The organism is Streptomyces sp. NPDC090032, from assembly GCF_044748025.1.
GTDB lineage: Bacteria > Actinomycetota > Actinomycetes > Streptomycetales > Streptomycetaceae > Streptomyces.
Genome location: NZ_JBIVFF010000005.1, coordinates 413,518 through 433,150 on the forward strand (window position 1 = coordinate 413,518; position 19,633 = coordinate 433,150).

Genomic DNA, 19,633 nt, shown 5'->3' on the forward strand with positions numbered 1-19,633 from the left:
CCGAGGGTGTGTTTCACGTGAAACCGATCGACCAGCGTCTGCTCCGGTACGCCAGGGCCACTCGCCTCTTCCTGATCGCGGTGGTGGTCCTCGGCGTTGCCGGGGCGGGCCTGGTCATCGCTCAGGCGATGCTCATCGCCGAAGTGGTGGTGGGGGCCTTCGAGCACGGTCTTGATGTCTCGGCCCTGCGCACACCGTTCGTCCTGCTGGCGCTGGTGGCGGCCGGGCGCGGTCTGGTCTCGTGGCTGACCGAGCTGGCCGCTCACCGGGCCAGCGCGGCGGTCAAGTCGGAGCTGCGCGGACGTCTCCTGGAGCGCGCTTCCCAGCTGGGCCCGGGATGGCTCAGCGGGCAGCGGACCGGATCCCTGGTGGCGCTCGCGACGCGGGGTGTGGACGCGCTCGACGACTACTTCTCGCGCTATCTGCCGCAGTTGGGCCTCGCTGTGGTGGTGCCCGTGGCGGTGCTCGCGCGCATCGTCACCGAGGACTGGGTGTCCGCGGCGATCATCGTCTGCACGCTGCCCCTGATCCCCGTCTTCATGATCCTCATCGGCTGGGCCACCCAGTCCCACATGGACCGTCAATGGCGGCTCCTGTCCCGTCTTTCGGGACATTTCCTGGACGTGGTCGCCGGCCTTCCGACGCTGAAGGTGTTCGGGCGGGCCAAGGCGCAGGCCGAGTCGATCCGCCGGATCACCGGCGAGTACCGGCAGGCGACGATGCGGACCCTGCGCATCGCCTTCCTGTCGTCGTTCGCCCTGGAACTGCTCGCGACAGTGTCGGTCGCCCTGGTGGCCGTGACCATCGGCATGCGGCTCGTCCACGGCGACATGGACCTCTACGTGGGGCTCGTCATCCTCGTCCTCGCGCCCGAGGCCTATCTGCCGCTGCGCCAGGTCGGCGCGCAGTACCACGCGGCGGCCGAGGGGCTCGCAGCCGCGGAGGAGATCTTCGCCGTACTGGAGACCCCGGTGCCGCCGTCCGGCGCCGGCGCGGTGCCCGCGGCCACCGGTATCGCCTTCGACGGCGTGACCGTCCGCTATCCCGGCCGGTCCACGGACGCCGTCTCGGAGGCCGGCTTCGAGGTCGCGCCCGGGGAGACGGTGGCACTCGTCGGCCCGAGCGGCGTGGGCAAGTCGACGCTGTTGAGCGCGGCGCTCGGATTCGTCCGTCCCGAGTCGGGGCGGGTCCTCGTCGGGGGCGCCGATCTGGCCGGTCTCGACCGGGAGGCGTGGCACGCGCGCGTGGCCTGGGTGCCGCAGCGGCCGCAGCTGTACGCCGGGTCGATCGCGGACAACGTGCGGCTCGCGCGGCCCGACGCGTCGCCCGCCCAGGTCGAGGAGGCGCTGCGCGAGGCGGGGGCCCAGGACTTCGTCCGTGCGCTGCCGGACGGCATGGACACCCTGCTCGGCGAGGACGGGGCCGGGCTCTCCGCCGGGCAGCGGCAACGGCTCGCCCTGGCGCGGGCGTTCCTCGCCGACCGGCCCGTGGTCCTGCTCGACGAGCCGACGGCCGCGCTCGACGGTGAGACCGAGGCGGGGATCGTCGAGGCGGTCCGCAGGCTCGCCGCCGGCCGGACCGTCCTTCTGGTGGTGCACCGTCCCGCCCTGCTGGCCGTCGCCGACCGGGTGGTGCGTCTGGACCTACCGCTTTCCGACGCGGCGGCGGGGGAGCCCGCCGTACGTCCCGTGCCGCGAGACGAGGGGGCGGAAGCGCCCGCCCACGAAGAGCCCTTCTCCGCAGAGGACGGTCACGTACCGGCCCTCTACGCAGACGAAGGTCACGTACCGGCCCTCTCCGGGGAGGGCCGGGGCAGTGTGCTCGCGCGGGTGCGGGGTGCCGCCCGGGCGCGGCGCGGGCGCCTCGCCCTCGCGCTGCTGCTCGGAGCGCTCGCCCTGGGCAGCGCCGTCGGGCTCATGGCGACCTCCGGGTGGCTCATCTCGCGGGCCTCGCAACAGCCACCCGTGATGTACCTGATGGTCGCCGTCACGGCGACCCGCGCCTTCGGGATCGGCCGCGCCTGCTTCCGGTACGCCGAGCGGGTCGTGTCGCACGACGCCGTGCTGCGGATGCTGGCGGACACCCGGGTCGCCGTCTACCGGCGCCTTGAGCGGCTCGCCCCCGCGGGCCTGCGTGCGACGCGCCGCGGCGATCTGCTGTCCCGGCTCGTCGCCGATGTGGACGCCCTCCAGGACTACTGGCTGCGCTGGCTCCTGCCCGCGTCGGCCGCCGCGGTGGTCGGTGCCGCCTCGGTCGCGTTCACCGCCTGGATGCTCCCCGCCGCCGGTGCCGTGCTAGCCGTGGGCCTGGTGCTCGCGGGGGTCGGCGTACCGCTGCTCTCCGGAGCCGTCGCCCGCCGAGCCGAGCGCCGGCTGGCCCCCGCGCGCGGGACGCTCGCCACCCGCGTGGCCGAACTCCTCACCGGCACCGCCGAACTGACCGTCTCCGGAGCCCTGCCCGCGCGCACCGCGCAGGCGAAGACCGCCGACTCCGTGCTGACGCGCATCGCGTCCCGCGCCGCCACCGCCACCGCCCTGGGTGACGGTCTCACCGCGCTGATCACCGGCCTCACGGTCGCCGGTGCCGCGCTCGCCGGGGTGCAGGGTGTGCGCGAGGGCCGCCTCGACGGGGTCCAGCTCGCGGTCGTCGTCCTGACGCCGCTGGCCGCGTTCGAGGCCGTCATGGGTCTGCCGCTCGCCGTGCAGTACCGCCAGCGGGTCAGGAAGAGCGCCGAACGTGTCCACGAGGTCCTGGACGCGCCGGACCCCGTACGGGAGCCGCGGGCGCCCGCGCAGGCGCCGCAGGACCCGTTCCCTCTCCTCGTACGCGGTCTCGCCGCGCGCCATGACGGGCAGGGCCAGGACGCGCTCCACGGCGTCGATCTCACGCTGGAGCGGGGCCGCAGGGTCGCCGTCGTCGGCGCGTCCGGGTCCGGCAAGACGACGCTCGCGCAGGTCCTGCTGCGGTTCCTGGACGCGGGCGAGGGGACGTACACCCTGGCCGGGCAGGACGCGTACGGGCTCGAAGGGGATGCGGTGCGGCGGCTCGTGGGGCTGTGCGCGCAGGACGCGCACCTCTTCGACAGCTCGGTGCGCGAGAACCTGCTCCTCGCGAAGAAGGACGCCACCAACGACGAACTGCGCGAAGCCCTGGCCTCGGCCCGCCTCCTGGAGTGGGCCGATTCACTGCCCGAAGGGCTCGGCACCCTCGTCGGCGAACACGGTGCGCGCCTTTCCGGAGGCCAGCGGCAGCGGCTCGCACTGGCCCGCGCGCTCCTCGCCGACTTCCCCGTCCTCGTGCTCGACGAGCCCGCCGAGCACCTCGACCTGCCGACGGCGGACGCGCTCACGGCGGATCTCCTGACCGCGACCGAGGGCCGGACGACACTGCTGATCACGCACCGGATGGCCGGCCTCGACGCCGTGGACGAGGTGATCGTCCTCGACGAGGGGCGGGTCGTGCAGCGCGGCCGGTACGAGGATCTGGTGGCGGTCGACGGGCCGTTGCGCGCGCTGCGGGAACGCGAGCGGGAGGCGGAACTGCTGGTGGGCGCCTAGCCATGCGTACCGGGTGTCCTGGCAGCGACTCGTAACCCTGACTTTCCTCTCCAAACAGGGCTAACTAGTCTCAAGGCATGTCAGCTGCACCGGCACCCGGCGCCACCCCACCGTCCGACGGCGAGCGGGACTCCTCCGACGCCCTGGAGGCGGCGACGCAGGCTACGCGCGGCCTCCAGGGGCTGTCCGCCGAGCTGACCGCGCGCGTGCCGCAGCTGCTCGAAGCGATGCGCTCCGTAGGCACCGGTCTGGAACTGCACTCCACCCTCGACCGCATCTGCGAGACGGCCGCCGAACTCGCCGAGGCCCGCTACGCGGCGATCGGCGTCGTCTCCGAGGACGGCGAGGCGCTCTCGGACTTCGTCTTCCACGGAGTCGACGCGGAGACGGCGGAGCGCATCGGACGGCTGCCCAACGGCCACCGCGGGCTGCTCGGAGCGCTCATCCACGACCCGGACCCGGTACGCCTCGCGAACCTGGCCGACGACCCCCGCTCCTGCGGCTTTCCGGCCCACCACCCCCCGATGCGGACCTTTCTGGGCGTCCCCATCCGCGTACAGGGGGAGATCTTCGGCAATCTCTACCTGACGGAGAAGCAGGGCGGGGGCGAGTTCAACGACTACGACCTGAGCATGGTCCGCGTCGTCGCCACGGAGGCCGGCATCGCCATCGGCAACGCGCGCCTGTACGAAGCCGCCAGGCAGCGCGAGCGGTGGATCGACGGGTCCGTGGCCGTCACGACCGCCCTCTTGTCGGGCAGCGACGCCGAGGACGCGCTCCAGGTCGTCGCCGAACAGGCCAGGCACCTGTCCGGCTCGGCGGCCGGCATCGTCCTCCTGCCGGCCGAGGAGGGCGGCATGGAGATCGTCGCCGTCTCGTCGGACGAGCCGTCCCAGATCCTCGGCGTGATCATCCCGGCCGCGAGTGAGATCGTGACCGAACTCCTGGGCGGCGCCGCCGTGTTCGTCGAGGACGCGTCCACCGACCCGCGCATACTGACCGACCTCGCGCACGACTACGGACCGGCGATGATGCTGCCCCTCCAGAGCGACGGCCGCGTCCTCGGCACGCTCGTGACGCCACGCGCGCGTGGCGCCCGGCCCTTCAGCGACGCGGAGCGCACCCTAGCCACCCAGTTCGCCTCGCAGGCGGCACTCGCGCTGATGATGGCGGAGGCGCAGCGCGACCGGGAGCGGCTCGCGGTGTACGAGGACCGCGACCGGATCGCCCGCGATCTCCACGACCTCGTCATCCAGCGCCTGTTCGCCACCGGGATGATGCTGGAGAGCGCCCAGCGCAGGTCCGTCGTGCCCGAGGTGCAGGTCGGTGTCGGCAAGGCCGTGGACGAGCTGGACGTCACCATCCAGGAGATCCGCACAGCGATCTTCGCGCTCCAGCAGGGGCCCGCCGAGGCGCCGTCGGGCCTGCGCACACGGGTCCTGCGCGAGATCAACATGGCTGCCGTGCCGCTCGGCTTCAAGCCCACGCACCACTTCGCCGGAGCCGTCGACACCGTGGTCGGCGAGCTCACCGGCAAGAACCTCATCGCGGCCCTCAGAGAGGCACTGTCCAACGCGTTCCGGCACGCGGAGGCCGCCCGCATCGATGTCGTCGTCGACGCGAACGTCACGCTCCCCGACGGGCAGCCCGGCGTCCGGCTGACGGTCGCCGACGACGGAGTCGGCATCCCCGAGAGCGGCCGGCGCAGCGGCCTCAAGAACCTCAAGCGGCGGGCCGAGTCGCTGGGCGGCGACAGTTGGTACGGGCCGGGCATCGGTGAGGACGGGGGCGGCACGACGGTGGTCTGGCAGGCGCCTCACTGAGGGAGCAAGCGCCTCACTGAGGGGAGAACCGACGAGGTACGTCGCCGGGCCCTGTTCGGAGGTCCGGATCTGAGCCGGAGGGAGCACCCGCTCCCCCAGGCGTACGACTTCAACAGGTCGTGCGCGCATGCCCTGTACTGGGCCGGATCCATGTTCGGGGTCCGGTGCGCGGGCCGGGCCGGATCCGCGTTCCGGGTCGGATGGCTGTCCCGGGCCGGTCCCGTGCCGGATCCACGCGCGGAGGACCGTTTCTTCTAGGAGGCGCCCGGTGAGTCGTCCCCGGAGGGCAGTCGCGCCGCCAGGATCTGCTCGATGATCGCGGCCACGCCGTCCTCGTTGTTGGGCACCGTGTGGCCCGACGCGGCGGCGAGCACGTCCGGGTGCGCGTTGCCCATCGCGAACGAGGTGCCGGCCCAGCGGAGCATCTCCATGTCGTTGGGCATGTCCCCGAAGGCGACGACCTCGGCCGCCGTGATGCCGCGCTCGGCGCAGCACAGTGCGAGGGTGCTGGCCTTGGAGACGCCGGGGCCGCTGATCTCCAGGAGCGCGCTCGGGCTGGAACGGGTGATCGCCGCACGGTCGCCGACGGCCGCACGGGCCAGCGCGAGGAACTCATCGGGGGCGAGGTCCGCGTGGTACGCGAGCAGCTTGAGGACGGGCTGGTCGGCGCAGGGCGAGCTGTCTGCGAGCAGCTTTTCGGCGGCCGCGACGCTCTCCCCTGCCTCCAGGTGCAGCGGCGGGTACGTCGGCTCGTGGTGGAGGCCGCCGGTCCGCTCGACCGCGAAGGCCGTGCCGGGCGCGGCGGCGCGCAGGATGTGTACGACGTCGAGGGCGATCCCCGGGGCGAGGTCCCTGACCTTCACGAACCGGTGGCGGCCGGGGCCGCCGTGCAGATCCACCACGGCCGCGCCGTTCCCGCAGATCGCCAGGCCGTGGCCGTGCACGTGGTCACTGACGACGTCCATCCAGCGGGCCGGCCTGCCGGTGACGAAGAAGACCTCGATGCCCGCCTGCTCGGCGGCGGCGAGCGCGGCGACCGTGCGCGGCGAGACGGACTTGTCGTCGCGCAGCAGCGTGCCGTCCAGGTCCGTGGCGACGAGCCGGGGCGCGGGGGCGTTGGCGGCCGGGGTCCAGGGCCGAGGAGTCGGTGAGGTCACCGCACCAGTGTCCCGCATATGCGCGCACGGGCGTGCGGTGGGGCGCGCAGATGAGTACGGTCCTCGCGCAGGCGCCCCACCGTTTCCGCCGCGTCGTGCGGGGCCTCAGCCGAGCTGGGACAGGGCCTCCGTGGCGATGCTTTCGAAGACCTTCTGGTCGGCGGCGAACTCAGAGTCGGCGATGGGCCAGTGGATCACGATCTCGGTGATGCCCAGGGCGGCGTGCTTGCCCGCGAAGTCGACGAAGGCGTCCACGGACTCCAGCGGACGGTTGCGGTCCGGGGTGAATCCCGTGAGGAGGACCTTGTCGAGCTCGGCGGCGTCCCGGCCGATCCCGGCGCAGGCGTCGGCGAGCTTGGCGGCCTGTCCGCGAATGGCTTGAATCGACTCCTCGGGAGTGCCCGTCTCGAACAGCTTCGGGTCGCCCGTCGTCACCCACGCCTGCCCGTGCCGGGCGGCCAGCTTCAGCCCGCGCGGTCCGGTGGCGGCCACCGCGAAGGGCAGCCGGGGCCGCTGCACGCAGCCCGGGATGTTCCGCGCCTCCTGGGCCGAGTAGAACTCACCGTCGTACGTCACCGAGTCCTCGCTCAGCAGCCGGTCGAGCAGCGGTACGAACTCGGCGAAGTGGTCGGCCCGTTCGCGCGGGGACCACGGTTCCTCGCCGGCTTCCAGGAGCGTCGTCGCGTCGAAGCCGCTGCCGCCCGCTCCGATACCGAGGGTGATCCGGCCGCCGGAGATGTCGTCGAGGGAGATCAGTTCCTTGGCCAGCGTGACCGGGTGCCGGAAGTTCGGTGAGGTGACGAGCGTGCCGAGGCGCATCCGTTCCGTGACGGACGCGGCGGCGGTCAGGGTCGGCACGGCGCCGAACCACGGGCCGTCGCGGAAGGTCCGCCAGGCCAGGTGGTCGTAGGTGTACGCGGTGTGGAAACCCAACTCCTCGGCGCGCTGCCACGTGGCTCGGCTGCCCTCGTGCCAGCGGCGGTAGGGCAGGATCACGGTGCTCAGACGCAGGGCGGGCGTGGGCTGACGGGGCTGATCGCTCATGCCCCAGAGCCTAAGCGGCGCGTGCCGGGTGTGAGTCGGGGGTGATGGAGGAGCGAGGCTCTGTGTCTCGTGGGTCCGGCCGGTCCGGCCGGTCTCAGCCGCGAAACCGCAGGTAGCGGGGTGGGACGGCTTCCGTGAGCCAGACGCCGTTGGCGCTGACGCGGAACGTGTGGCCGTCCCGGTGCATCGCTCCCGCGTCGACGGACAGCACGACGGGGCGGCCGCGGCGGGCGCCGACGCGCGTCGCGGTCTCGCGGTCGGGCGAGAGATGGACGTCGTGCCGGCTCATGGGCCGCAGCCCCTCGGCGCGGATGGCGTCCAGGGCCGCGGCGACGGTGCCGTGGTAGAGGTACGCGGGCGGGGTCGCCGGGTGCAGCCCGAGGTCGACGTCCACGGTGTGGCCCTGGCTGGCGCGGATCCGGGAGCCCTCGATCGCGAAGCGCCGTTTGTCGTTGACGGCGACGACATGGTCGAGCTCGTCCCGCGTGATACGGAAGCCATGGGCGGCGGCCGCGGCGAGCAGCGTCCCGATCTCGACCCAGCCGCCCTCGTCGAGGGTCAGTCCGATCCGCTCCGGCTGGTGCCGCAGGTGCTTCGAGAGGTACTTCGACACCTTGACGGTGCGTCTTTCATCCATCCCGACAGAGTGGCGGGAGTCTCACTTCTCGTGCACGTGATTTTCCTGTTCGCAGGTTTGATCCACAGCCAAGTACGGTTATCCACAGGGGATTTGGCGATTCTGTGGACAACTGTCAGGCGGTTGGCGGCATTTGGTCAACAGAATTCGAATTGCGGTGCTTTGAGGTGAGAGTGTCCAATGCCCTTGCTTGTACTTCTCGTTCGGCAGCCGCAGCGATGAACTCGGCAACGCTCTCCGCGCCAACCAGGGTCTGTACGGCGCGAATCGTGTCGGCGGGAAGCTGCACCGAATGAGCCTCCTCCACCTGCGACGTGACCGGGCCCTCCGACAGGTGCCGGTGCAGGTGCCGGGTGGCGAACAGCTTCATGGCACGCGCCAGTTCGGCGTCGACGGACTGCTGCGCGAGGGGCCGTAGCCTGCGTACGAGTGAGGCCGCCTCGGCCGCTTCCGCGTCCGTAGGGGGCAACGGGCCGAGATAGCGGGCGAAGACATGCTCGGTCGTGAACTCAAGGAAACGCGTGGCGATGTGCTCGATCTGACCCCTCAACTCCCTTAGATGAGCGGAGATCGCGGGCAAGGGGACACCGGAGGCGTGCAACTCGGCGGCTACGGCCAGCTCTTGGGGACTTGGCACGAGGAACTCGTCTTCTTGTCCCGGGATCTGTTCCAGGATCCCGAGTGCCACCGCGTCGGCGATGGCCGCCTCGTCCTCGCTGCCCCCGAACCGCGCCGCCAGATCGGCGCGCGAGATCCGGTCGGCCTCCTCGTCAGTCCACGGGCCGTCGACCTCCGCGACCAGGCCGAGCACACCCCCGAGCCCGCGCCCGGCATCCCATGCCTCGAGCAGCTCCTTGATCGAGGCCAGGGTGTACCCGCGGTCGAGGAGGTCGGCGATCTGCCGCAGCCGGGCCAGATGCGTGTCCCCGTACACATTCGCCCTGCCGCGCCGTTCGGGGCGGGGGAGCAGCCCGCGGTCCTGGTAGGCACGGATGGTGCGCACCGTGGCGCCGCTGCGGTGCGCCAGGTCCTCGATCCGGTACTCGGCCACAGCCTGCTCCGTCACGCTTCACATCCCTCTGCCGTGCCGTGTGTAAAGACGGCGCCGCCCCGTGTTCCGGACGCCGGCCGCGTACAGCCGGACGAAACGAAAGACGCTAGGACAACGCGGTCCGGCCGATCGCGCCCGCCGCCGTCCTGGCCGCGGGCGACTGGGCCAGGTACTCGACGGCCTTGCGCAGCGACCCCTCCTGCGAGGGATGGTACGACCGCCGCAGATAGCGGGGTATCGCCGCACCCAGCTCCCGCCAGCTGGGCAGCAGTCCCTTGCGCACCGCTCTGTTGTGTTCGGCGAGCGAGTAGCGCAGGCGGCCGGCGAGCTGCGGGTCGTGACGTAGGAGATAGGCGGCGCCCCAGGCCCACAGGTACAGCATCACGGGAGCGGTGACGGCCATGCCCGCGAGCCGCCGGACGTAGCGGGGCAGGCCCTCGCCGCCGCAGTGCTGGTACATGTCGAAGGCGACCGCGCGGTGTTCGACCTCCTCCGCGCCGTGCCAGCGCAGCAGGTCGAGCATGACCTCGTCCGCGTTCGCCGCGTCGAGCCCTTCGGCATGCAGCACCCAGTTCCCCAGGACCGCGGTGAACTGCTCGATCGCCGCGACGACGGAGAGCCGGAAGCGCAGCCACTCCTGGGTGGAGACCGGGGCGCCCAGTGGCGGCCGTTCGCCGAGGAGCTTCTCGAAGAGGAAGTCGACGTGCTTCGTGAAGTCCCCGGTGTCGAGTCGCTGCGCCGCCAGATGGTCGAGCACGTACGCGTGCTGCACGCTGTGCGTGGCCTCCTGGCCCATGAATCCCTTGACGTCCCCCAGGAGTTCGGGTTCGTCGACGAGCGGCAGGCCCTCCTTGAAGACCTTGACGAACCACCGCTCCCCCGCAGGAAGCAGCAGGTGCAGCACATTGATGACGTGCGTCGCCGTGGGCTCGTGCGGTATCCAGTGCAGCGGCGTCGTCTCCCAGTCGAAGGAGACGCGGCGCGGGGTGATCGCGTAGTGCCCGGTGTCCTCGGTGGGCCCGGTGTGCTCCTCGGTGCTCACAACGGCGGCTCCAGTCGTGCGACGGCGCGCAGGGTCTTGGGCATGAAGCGGGACATGAGGTGGGCGCCGCGGGCCTCCGGAGTGACGGGGACGACTGCCTGATTGCGTACGACGGCGGACAGGATCGCGTCGGCGACCTTCTCCGGCGGATAGTTACGCAGGCCGTACAGGCGCGAGGACTTTTTCTGGCGCCGCTTCTCCTCCTCGGCGTCGACCCCGGCGAAGCGGGCCGTCGCCGTGATGTTCGTGTTCACCAGGCCGGGGCAGATCGCGGAGACGCCGATCCCCTGGCCCGCCAGCTCGGCGCGCAGGCACTCGCTGAGCATGAGGACGGCCGCCTTGGACGTGCTGTAGGCGGGCAGCGCCTTGGAGGGCTGGAACGCCGCTGCGGACGCCGTGTTCACGATGTGGCCGCCCTGTCCGCGCTCGGCCATCTGCTTGCCGAAGAGGCGGCAGCCGTGGATGACGCCCCACAGATTGACGTCGAGGACCTTCTTCCAGTCCTCCGGCGTGGTGTCGAAGAACGACCCGGACAGGCCTATGCCCGCGTTGTTCACCAGGACGTCGACGATGCCGTACTCGGCGGCGACCTTCTCGGCGAGTTTCTCCATGGCCTGCTCGTCCGCGACGTCGACGGTCTCGGCCCACGCCTGGGGGGCGCCTATGAGCTGGGCCATCTCGGCGGTGCGGGCCGCGCTCTCCGTGTCCCGGTCGACGGCCACCACGCGCGCGCCGGCCTCGGCGAACGCGAAGGCGGTGGCCCGTCCGATCCCGCTGCCCGCACCCGTGACCAGCACGAGCTGGCCGCCGAAGCGCTCGGCGTGCTTGCCCGTCGCCTTCGTGCGCTGTGCGGGCAGGCCCGCCTCCCGCTCCTCGTTCGCCAGGACGAACTCGCTGATCCACGCGGACAGTTGATCCGGCCGGGTCCGCGGCACCCAGTGCTTGGCCTGCAGGGTGCGGCGGACCAGCCCCGGTGCCCACAGCTCCAGTTCGTCATAGAGCCGCTCGGACAGGAAGATGTCGCCGAGGGGCAGGACGAGCTGCACCGGCACGTGCGCGTACGCGTCAGCGCGTGGCCTGCTCAGCCGCGCCCTTACGTTGTCCCGGTAGAGCCAGGCTCCGTGGGCCGCGTCCGAGGGCAGGGACGGCGTCGGATAGTCACCCGCCGGCACCTTCTCCATGCGCTCCAGGATCTTCGGCCAGCGCTTGCCGAGCGGCCCGCGCCACGCGAGCTCGGGCAGTACGGGGGTGTGCAGCATGTAGACGTACCAGGACTTGGCGCCCTGGCCGAGCAGCTGGCCCACCCTGCGGGGTGTCGGCCGCGCCATGCGCTTCTTGATCCAGTGCCCGAAGTGGTCGAGCGACGGGCCCGACATCGACGTGAAGGACGCGATCCTGCCCTCGGTGCGCTTGACCGTGGCGAACTCCCAGGACTGCACCGAACCCCAGTCGTGGCCGACCAGATGGACCGGCCTGTCCGGGCTGACCGCGTCGGCGACCGCGAGGAAGTCGTCCGTCAGCTTCTCCAGCGTGAACCCGCCGCGCAGTGGCGTCGGCGCCGTCGACCTGCCGTGGCCCCGCACGTCGTACAGGACCACATGGAAGCGGTCCGCGAGCCGCTCGGCGACCTCCGACCACACCTCCTTGGAGTCCGGGTACCCGTGCACGAGCAGCACCGTGGGCCGGTCCGGGTCGCCCAGCTCGGCCACACACAGCTCGATACCGCCCGTGCTGACCCAGCGCTCCCGCGCGCCGGCCAGTCCCTTGAGTTCCGCCATCAGATGCCCTCCGCCCAGCGCCGCACATGCGGCAGATCGTCGTCCAGCCAGAACGCGCTCTGTTCGGGGTCCTTGGAGTCGGTGACGACCAGGATCTCCTCGAACTTCGCGCCCGTACCCCTGAAGCCGAGGTGCGGTTCCACCGCCCACAGGCCCGGCTGCGGCGGATGGTCGGAGAACTTGTACGGCGACCACAGCGGGGACCAGCCGTCCCGGTGCCCATGGATCGCGTCGCTCGCGAGCCCCTTCAGGGACTGCGTGCCGAAGCCGAACAGCGTCGGGGACAGCCGGCGCTCCTTGACCCGGTCCACCTTGTGCGCGATCACCCCGAACGGGTACGCGCGATGCCGGTTCGCATAGCCCTGGCGGATCATGAGCCGGTCCACGTCCTCGTAGATCTCCCGCAGGGAACGGCGCTCGCGCACCTCGCGGACGATCAGCTCGCGGTGCGCCTCGAGGTCCGCGAGCAGCTTGTCCTGCACGGGGTTGAGGCCGAGCGAACCCGAGTAGCCGATGTCAGCCGTGAAGCCCTTGTGGACCGGGGCCATGTCGAGGATGAACGGCATTCCCGCCTCGAGCTTCCGGTTCGTCGGGAAGAACTGGAGCGGTATGCGGAAGTCGGCGAACGCCGTGCGGTCGCCGAACCAGGCGAAGGGCAGATGGAACCAGTCGCGCACCCCGCGCTCCCGCAGCCACTCCCGCTGCATCCGGGCGGCCTCGCGCTCCGTCACGCCCGGCTTGAGCTGCGCCGCGACCGCCTCCGCGCACTCGTACGCGAGGGACTGGACTTCTCTGAACCCCCGCAGCTCCGCGGAGAGTTCACGTACCACTGCTGGGGTCATGCCACCGTCCGTCCGTGTCCGGTTCGTTGCCGTACGCGCTCGTAACTTGACACTGATGAATGTGACAATGGTTGGAGGCTGCGTCAAGGGGTGTGCACGGGAGCCTGTGGAAAACTCCGGGAGCTCACGGAGAGCGACTCAGGGAGGAACCCCTAGGGACCCGTAGTACTCGAGTCTGAGACAGGGACAACCCCCTGGTCTGACGACCCGTGTGGTCTGCGCCACTACCTTCGAGGTGTGACTGTGATCGCGACCGAAAGCCTGAGCAAGCGGTTCCCCCGGGTGACCGCGCTTGACCGGCTCTCCATGGACATCGGGCCCGGTGTGACGGGACTCGTCGGAGCCAATGGAGCCGGCAAGTCCACACTGATCAAGATCCTTCTGGGTCTGTCCCCCGCCACGGAGGGCCGCGCCGCCGTGCTCGGCCTCGACGTGGCCACCGAAGGCGCCGCCATCCGCGAACGCGTCGGCTACATGCCGGAACACGACTGCCTGCCGCCCGACGTCTCGGCCACCGAGTTCGTCGTCCACATGGCGCGCATGTCGGGTCTGCCGCCCACCGCGGCCCGCGAGCGCACCGCCGACACCCTGCGCCACGTCGGCCTCTACGAAGAGCGCTACCGCCCCATCGGCGGCTACTCCACGGGCATGAAGCAGCGCGTGAAGCTCGCGCAGGCCCTTGTCCACGACCCGCAGCTCGTCTTCCTCGACGAACCGACGAACGGTCTCGACCCCGTCGGCCGAGACGACATGCTCGACCTGATCCGCCGCGTCCACGCCGACTTCGGCATCTCGGTCCTCGTCACCTCGCACCTCCTGGGCGAGCTGGAGCGCACCTGTGACCACGTCGTCGTGGTCGACGGCGGAAAGCTGCTGCGCTCCAGCTCCACCACGGACTTCACCCAGACCACGACGACCCTGGCGATCGAGGTGACCGACTCCGACGAACACCCGGACGGCACGAGCGCGTTGCGCGAGGCCTTCTCCCGGCGCGGCATCGAGACCGCGACCGGCGGCGAGCTGCCCGGCGCCGGACACACGGTGCTGATCACCACCCAGAGCGACGACACCTACGACCTCGTGCGCGACACCGTCGCCGAGCTCGGCCTCGGGCTGATCCGGATGGAACAGCGCAGGCACCACATCGCGGAGGTCTTCCGCTCAGAGACGGACAACGAGCGGAAGGAGGCGGTCACCCATGGCGGTTGAGCAGTCCCTCACCCCCGCCGGTGAGCAGACCCGTATCCACAACATCGGCTATCGCCACTACGACGGCCCGCGCCTCGGACGCGCCTACGCCCGCCGCTCGCTCTTCTCCCAGAGCCTGCGCGGCGCCTATGGCCTCGGCCGCTCGGCCAAGTCCAAAGTGCTGCCAATGCTGCTCTTCGTGGTGATGTGCGTCCCCGCGCTGATCATGGTCGCGGTGGCCGTCACCACCAAGCTGAAGGACCTGCCGGTCGACTACACGCGCTACGCGATCCTCCTGCAGGCCGTCATCGCGCTCTATCTCGCCTCCCAGGCACCCCAGTCCGTCTCGCGCGACCTGCGCTTCAAGACGGTCCCCCTGTACTTCTCCCGCCCCATCGAGCGCGGTGACTACGTCCTGGCGAAGTACGCGGCCATGACATCCGCCCTCTTCGCCCTCACGGCGGCCCCGCTGATCGTGCTCTACGTAGGCGCGCTGCTCGCCAAGCTCGACTTCGCCGAACAGACCAAGGGATTCGCCCAGGGACTGGTCTCCGTGGCCCTGCTCTCGCTGCTCTTCGCCGGCATCGGCCTCGTCGTCTCTGCGGTCACGCCCCGCCGTGGCTTCGGCATCGCCGCCGTCATTGCCGTCATGACCATCTCCTACGGAGCGGTCTCCACCGTCCAGGCCATCGCCGAGTCGCAGGACAACAGCGGCGCGATCACCTGGCTCGGCCTCTTCTCGCCGGTCACCCTCATCGACGGCGTACAGACCGCCTTCCTCGGCGCCACCTCCGCCTTCCCCGGCGGACACGGCCCCTCGACCGGCCAGGGCATCGTCTATCTGCTCGTCGTGCTCGGACTCATCGCGGGCTGCTACGGCCTCCTGATGCGCCGCTACCGGAAGGTCGGACTGTGACCACGATCAACATCGACCACGTATCGCGCTGGTTCGGCAACGTGGTGGCGGTCAACGACATCACGATGACGATCGCCCCCGGCGTCACCGGTCTCCTCGGCCCGAACGGCGCGGGAAAGTCCACCCTCATCAACATGATGGGCGGCTTCCTCGCCCCGTCGAACGGAACGGTCACCCTCGACGGGGAGCCGATCTGGCGCAACGAACAGATCTACCGCCACATCGGCATCGTCCCCGAGCGCGAGGCGATGTACGACTTCCTCACCGGGCGCGAATTCGTCGTCGCCAACGCCGAGTTGCAGGGTCTCGGCTCGCACGAGGCGCAGAAGGCGCTCGCCACGGTCGAGATGGAGTACGCGCAGGACCGCAAGATCTCGACGTACTCCAAGGGCATGCGCCAGCGCGTCAAGATGGCGTCCGCCCTTGTCCACGAGCCGTCCGTGCTGCTGCTCGACGAGCCGTTCAACGGCATGGACCCGCGCCAGCGCATGCAGCTCATGGACCTCCTGCGCCGCATGGGCGCCGAGGGCCGCACGGTCCTCTTCTCGTCCCACATCCTCGAAGAGGTCGAGCAGCTCGCCTCCCACATCGAGGTGATCGTCGCCGGGCGCCATGCGGCCGGCGGTGACTTCCGCAAGATCCGCCGCCTGATGACCGACCGCCCGCACCGCTATCTCATCCGCTCCAGCGACGACCGCGCCCTCGCCGCCGCGCTGATCGCGGACCCGTCCACCGCGGGCATCGAAGTCGACCTCAAGGAGGGCGCGTTGCGCGTCCAGGCCGTCGACTTCGGCCGGTTCACCACCCTGCTGCCCCAGGTCGCCAAGGCCCACGGCATCAGACTGCTCACGGTCTCGCCGTCCGACGAGTCCCTCGAGTCCGTGTTCTCGTACCTGGTCGCGGCGTAGGAGGCCCTGATGTACGACCCCACTGTCGCCCGGCTCACCTACCGAGCCCTGCTCGGCCGCCGCCGGGCCCTCATCCTGTGTGCCCTGCCCGTCCTGCTCATCGCCATCTCCGCGCTCGTGCGCGGCCTCACAGGAGCGGACGACCAGATCGCCGCCGACGTGCTCGGCGGGTTCGCGCTCGCCACGATGGTGCCGATCATCGGCGTCATCGCGGGCACGGGCGCGATCGGCCCCGAGATCGACGACGGCTCCGTCGTCTACCTCCTCGCGAAGCCGATCAAGCGCCCGACGATCATCTTCACCAAGCTGATCGTCGCCATCGCCGTGACCATGGTGTTCTCCGCGGTCCCCACGCTCATCGCCGGCCTGATCCTGAACGGGAACGGGCAGCAGATCGCCGTCGCCTACACGATCGCGGCCCTCGTCGCCTCCATCGCGTACGCCGCGCTCTTCCTGCTACTCGGCACGATCACGCGCCACGCGGTGGTGTTCGGCCTCGTCTACGCCCTGGTCTGGGAAGCGCTCTTCGGGTCCCTCGTGGCCGGTGCGCGCACCCTCAGCGTGCAGCAGTGGTCCCTCGCCGTGGCCCACAAGGTGGCGGGCGGCGACCTCATCACCTCGGACGTCGGCCTTCCTCTCGCCACCGTCCTGCTCGCCGGGGTCACCGTTCTCGCCACCTGGTACGCGGGCCAGAAGCTGCGCACGCTGAAGCTCGCCGGCGAGGAGTGACGGATCTTGACAGCGGCTTCACCCTCCCATCAGGACACTGGTCGGAGGGTGACGTGCTTTCCAGGAGAGGACCTGTTCTCCGGGAAGGCGACCTGTTCCAGGAGGAGTGGAGATGGCGGCGGAGCACGAGCGCGACGAGACGTGGCAGGACGTGCCCCTCGACGAGGACTTCATACGGTCGGCTGAGACCACGGAGCCGTCCGCGCGGGCCCGCATGCTCGCCGCACGCTGGCGCAACGAGTCCCCGGAACCTCAGCCGTGGCGCTCCGACGAGCCGCCCGCGGGCTGGTTCTTCAGCCGCGCCCGACGCCGCAAGTGGCGCAGGCGCTAGCCGCGCGCCGGGCCACGGTTTTATTCGGTGGCGCCCAAATCCCAGTAGCGGCACAGTAGTTCTGTAACCGCGCCGCGCACGGCGCCCGCCTACTGGGAGAGGAGCGAGACGATGTCGATCAAGATTCCGTCGAGCTCCCGGCAGGGCAGCCCACAGCAGGTTCCGGAGTAGTTACTCACTCCGTTTGAGCCGGCTCACGGGGAGGCTGCCCGGGGCGGCCGCTTCGAGCGCGCACCTTTCGGGTGCGCGGGCCGCCCACCCAGACTTTCAGTGCCGCATCCCTTCGGGGAACGGCACGCACTGACGGCCGCGCCGACCGCGCGGCCGTCAGTGCGTGCCGTCAGCCCAGCAGGCGTTCCAGGACCACCGCGATGCCGTCGTCCGTGTTCGACGTCGTGATCTCGTCCGCGACCGCCTTGAGATCCGCATGGGCGTTGGCCATGGCCACTCCATGTGCTGCCCAGCCGAACATCGGGATGTCGTTGGGCATGTCGCCGAAAGCGATCGTGTCGGCCGCCTTCGCGCCCAGCCGGCGCGCGGCGAGCGAGAGACCGGTCGCCTTCGACAGACCGAGCGGCAGCAGCTCGACGAGGCCCTCGCCCGCCATCGTGACGCCCACCAGATCACCGGCCACGGCCAGCGCCACGGCGGCCAGCTCGTCGTCGGCCATGCCAGGGTGCTGCAGATACATCTTGTTCAGCGGCGCGGCCCACAGCTCGGCGACATCCGTGTACGGGACGACCGGCAGCGGGCCCTCCTGCAGCTGGTAGCCCGGCCCCACTATGACCTCGCCCTCGAGGCCGTCACGGCTCGCGGCCAGGGCCAGCGGCCCGGTCTCCGCCTCGATCTTGGAGAGCGCGAGACCGGCCAGCTGCCGGTCGAGCGTCACCGACGTCAGCAGCCGGTGCTCGCCGGCGTGATAGACCTGCGCGCCCTGCCCGCACACCGCGAGGCCCTCGTAGCCGAGGTCGTCGAGGATGTGCCGGGTCCAGGGCACGGCCCGTCCGGTCACTATGATGTGGGCGGCTCCGGCCGCGGTGACCGCGGTGAGCGCCTCACGCGTCCGCTCGGAGACCGTGTCGTCGGGCCGCAGAAGCGTCCCGTCGAGATCGGTCGCGACGAGTTTGTACGGGAACGGGTGATCGATCGGAGCAGGGTGGCTCACTTGTTGATCGGCTCCAGGATCTTTCGGCCCCCCAAGTACGGACGCAGCACCTCGGGCACCCTCACGGAGCCGTCGGCCTGCTGGTGATTCTCCAGGATGGCCACAATGGTGCGCGGCACCGCGCACAGCGTGCCGTTCAGCGTCGACAGCGGCTGGACCTTCTTGCCGTCGCGCATCCGGATGGACAGGCGGCGGGCCTGGAAGCCGTCACAGTTCGACGCCGAGGTCAGCTCGCGGTACTTGCCCTGCGTGGGGATCCACGCCTCGCAGTCGAACTTGCGCGAGGCCGAGGACCCGAGGTCGCCGGTGGCCACGTCGATGACCTGGAAGGGCAGTTCGAGGCCGGTCAGCCACTGCTTCTCCCACTCCAGCAGCCGCTTGTGCTCCGCCTCTGCGTCCTCGGGAGCGACGTACGAGAACATCTCGACCTTGTCGAACTGGTGCACGCGGAAGATGCCCCGGGTGTCCTTGCCGTACGTGCCGGCCTCGCGGCGGAAGCACGGCGAGAAGCCGGCGTAGCGCAGCGGCAGCTTGTCCGCGTCGAGGATCTCGTCCATGTGGTAACCGGCGAGCGCGACCTCGGAGGTGCCGACCAGGTAGTAGTCGTCCTTCTCCAGGTGGTACACGTTCTCCGCGGCCTGACCGAGGAAGCCCGTGCCCTCCATGGCGCGCGGGCGCACCAGCGCCGGCGTCAGCATCGGGATGAAGCCGGCCTCGGTGGCCTGCGCGATCGCCGCGTTCACGAGGGCGAGTTCGAGGAGCGCGCCGACGCCCGTCAGGTAGTAGAAGCGCGAGCCCGACACCTTGGCGCCGCGCTCGACGTCGATGGCGCCGAGCGCCTCGCCGAGCTCCAGGTGGTCCTTGGGCTCGAAGCCCTCGGCGCCGAAGTCGCGGATCGTGCCGTGCGTCTCGAGGACGACGAAGTCCTCCTCGCCGCCGACCGGGACGTCCGTGTGCACGATGTTGCCCAGCAGGAGGGCGAGGCGCTGGGTCTCCTCGTCGGCCTCGCGCTGCTCGGCCTCGGCGCTCTTGACGGCGGCGGAGAGTTCACCGGCCTTCTTCAGGAGCTCCTGCTTCTCGTCGGCGGGGGCCTTGGGGATCAGCTTGCCGAGCGACTTCTGCTCGGAACGGAGCTCGTCGAATCGGAGCCCGGACGACCTGCGCCGCTCGTCGGCGGAGAGTAGGGCGTCGACGAGCGCGACGTCCTCTCCACGGGCGCGCTGGGAGGCGCGAACACGGTCGGGGTCCTCACGGAGCAGGCGAAGGTCAATCACCCCTCAAGGCTACCGGTGCGCGGTTCCACCGCACGAACCGATATCCCGCCCTTTACCTTATGCCCGATTTGCCGGAATATGAATTCGGCAATGGCTCGACAGTGAGCGACGAAGCGCCTGGCCGAAATGGATCTTCTCGGGACCGGCCGGGCGCTGTGGATGCCGGTCAATGAAAAGGGCTTCATTCCCCG

At 70.6% G+C, this 19,633-nt stretch carries 16 protein-coding genes; 7 read left to right on the plus strand and 9 right to left on the minus strand.

What is annotated here, in order from left to right:
• Nucleotides 1-17: 17 nt before the first annotated feature.
• Nucleotides 18-3,557 (plus strand): thiol reductant ABC exporter subunit CydD, encoded by a 3,540-nt coding sequence (gene cydD, locus ACIPWY_RS14600; protein WP_393699234.1) that lies wholly within the window; start codon nucleotides 18-20, stop codon nucleotides 3,555-3,557.
• Between the two features lie 77 nt (nucleotides 3,558-3,634).
• Nucleotides 3,635-5,380: a GAF domain-containing protein gene (locus tag ACIPWY_RS14605; RefSeq protein WP_393699232.1), complete on the plus strand. Its 1,746-nt coding sequence runs from the start codon at nucleotides 3,635-3,637 to the stop codon at nucleotides 5,378-5,380.
• Between the two features lie 254 nt (nucleotides 5,381-5,634).
• On the opposite strand, the gene ACIPWY_RS14610 is transcribed toward ACIPWY_RS14605, so the two are convergent.
• The 7 genes from ACIPWY_RS14610 to ACIPWY_RS14640 all read right to left on the minus strand — a co-directional run bounded on the left by ACIPWY_RS14610 (nucleotide 5,635) and on the right by ACIPWY_RS14640 (nucleotide 12,931).
• Nucleotides 5,635-6,555 (minus strand): HAD hydrolase family protein, encoded by a 921-nt coding sequence (locus ACIPWY_RS14610; protein WP_362907809.1) that lies wholly within the window; start codon nucleotides 6,553-6,555, stop codon nucleotides 5,635-5,637.
• A gap of 87 nt (nucleotides 6,556-6,642) precedes the next feature.
• On the minus strand, nucleotides 6,643-7,581 hold the full coding sequence (locus tag ACIPWY_RS14615) for an LLM class flavin-dependent oxidoreductase (protein WP_362907810.1): 939 nt from the start codon (nucleotides 7,579-7,581) through the stop codon (nucleotides 6,643-6,645).
• Between the two features lie 94 nt (nucleotides 7,582-7,675).
• Complete coding sequence (locus ACIPWY_RS14620) at nucleotides 7,676-8,218, minus strand: RNA 2'-phosphotransferase (RefSeq protein WP_362907811.1); 543 nt, start codon at nucleotides 8,216-8,218, stop codon at nucleotides 7,676-7,678.
• A 115-nt stretch (nucleotides 8,219-8,333) separates the two neighbouring features.
• Nucleotides 8,334-9,284 carry a MerR family transcriptional regulator gene (locus ACIPWY_RS14625; protein ID WP_362907812.1) on the minus strand — a complete coding sequence of 317 codons (951 nt, stop codon included), beginning with the start codon at nucleotides 9,282-9,284 and terminating at the stop codon, nucleotides 8,334-8,336.
• A gap of 91 nt (nucleotides 9,285-9,375) precedes the next feature.
• The gene (locus tag ACIPWY_RS14630; RefSeq protein WP_393699229.1) at nucleotides 9,376-10,311 is read right to left on the minus strand and encodes a metal-dependent hydrolase; all 936 of its coding nucleotides are present in this window, start codon (nucleotides 10,309-10,311) and stop codon (nucleotides 9,376-9,378) included.
• Nucleotides 10,308-12,089 carry an SDR family oxidoreductase gene (locus ACIPWY_RS14635; RefSeq protein ID WP_393699227.1) on the minus strand — a complete coding sequence of 594 codons (1,782 nt, stop codon included), beginning with the start codon at nucleotides 12,087-12,089 and terminating at the stop codon, nucleotides 10,308-10,310. Before ACIPWY_RS14635 ends, ACIPWY_RS14630 begins: the two co-directional genes overlap by 4 nt.
• Nucleotides 12,089-12,931 carry a M24 family metallopeptidase gene (locus ACIPWY_RS14640; protein ID WP_393699224.1) on the minus strand — a complete coding sequence of 281 codons (843 nt, stop codon included), beginning with the start codon at nucleotides 12,929-12,931 and terminating at the stop codon, nucleotides 12,089-12,091. The genes ACIPWY_RS14635 and ACIPWY_RS14640 overlap by 1 nt, the downstream gene beginning before the upstream one ends.
• A 243-nt stretch (nucleotides 12,932-13,174) precedes the next feature.
• Here ACIPWY_RS14640 and ACIPWY_RS14645 point away from each other — a divergent pair, with 243 nt between their 5' ends.
• From ACIPWY_RS14645 to ACIPWY_RS14665, 5 genes are all read left to right on the plus strand, one after another.
• On the plus strand, nucleotides 13,175-14,140 hold the full coding sequence (locus tag ACIPWY_RS14645) for an ABC transporter ATP-binding protein (RefSeq protein WP_362907849.1): 966 nt from the start codon (nucleotides 13,175-13,177) through the stop codon (nucleotides 14,138-14,140).
• The gene (locus tag ACIPWY_RS14650) at nucleotides 14,130-15,035 is read left to right on the plus strand and encodes an ABC transporter permease subunit (protein ID WP_362907816.1); all 906 of its coding nucleotides are present in this window, start codon (nucleotides 14,130-14,132) and stop codon (nucleotides 15,033-15,035) included. The genes ACIPWY_RS14645 and ACIPWY_RS14650 overlap by 11 nt, the downstream gene beginning before the upstream one ends.
• Nucleotides 15,032-15,943 (plus strand): ABC transporter ATP-binding protein, encoded by a 912-nt coding sequence (locus ACIPWY_RS14655; protein WP_362907817.1) that lies wholly within the window; start codon nucleotides 15,032-15,034, stop codon nucleotides 15,941-15,943. The genes ACIPWY_RS14650 and ACIPWY_RS14655 overlap by 4 nt, the downstream gene beginning before the upstream one ends.
• Before the next feature lie 9 nt (nucleotides 15,944-15,952).
• Complete coding sequence (locus ACIPWY_RS14660) at nucleotides 15,953-16,672, plus strand: ABC transporter permease (RefSeq protein ID WP_100597167.1); 720 nt, start codon at nucleotides 15,953-15,955, stop codon at nucleotides 16,670-16,672.
• Nucleotides 16,673-16,784: 112 nt separating this feature from the next.
• Nucleotides 16,785-17,003, plus strand: coding sequence for a hypothetical protein (locus ACIPWY_RS14665; RefSeq protein ID WP_401533336.1), 219 nt, complete (start codon nucleotides 16,785-16,787; stop codon nucleotides 17,001-17,003).
• A gap of 340 nt (nucleotides 17,004-17,343) precedes the next feature.
• Here ACIPWY_RS14665 and ACIPWY_RS14670 read toward each other — a convergent pair whose 3' ends face one another.
• Together ACIPWY_RS14670 and serS are read right to left on the minus strand one after the other, a co-directional pair.
• Nucleotides 17,344-18,168: an HAD family hydrolase gene (locus tag ACIPWY_RS14670; protein WP_362907818.1), complete on the minus strand. Its 825-nt coding sequence runs from the start codon at nucleotides 18,166-18,168 to the stop codon at nucleotides 17,344-17,346.
• On the minus strand, nucleotides 18,165-19,442 hold the full coding sequence (gene serS, locus ACIPWY_RS14675; protein WP_362907819.1) for a serine--tRNA ligase: 1,278 nt from the start codon (nucleotides 19,440-19,442) through the stop codon (nucleotides 18,165-18,167). Before serS ends, ACIPWY_RS14670 begins: the two co-directional genes overlap by 4 nt.
• Nucleotides 19,443-19,633 lie beyond the last annotated feature (191 nt).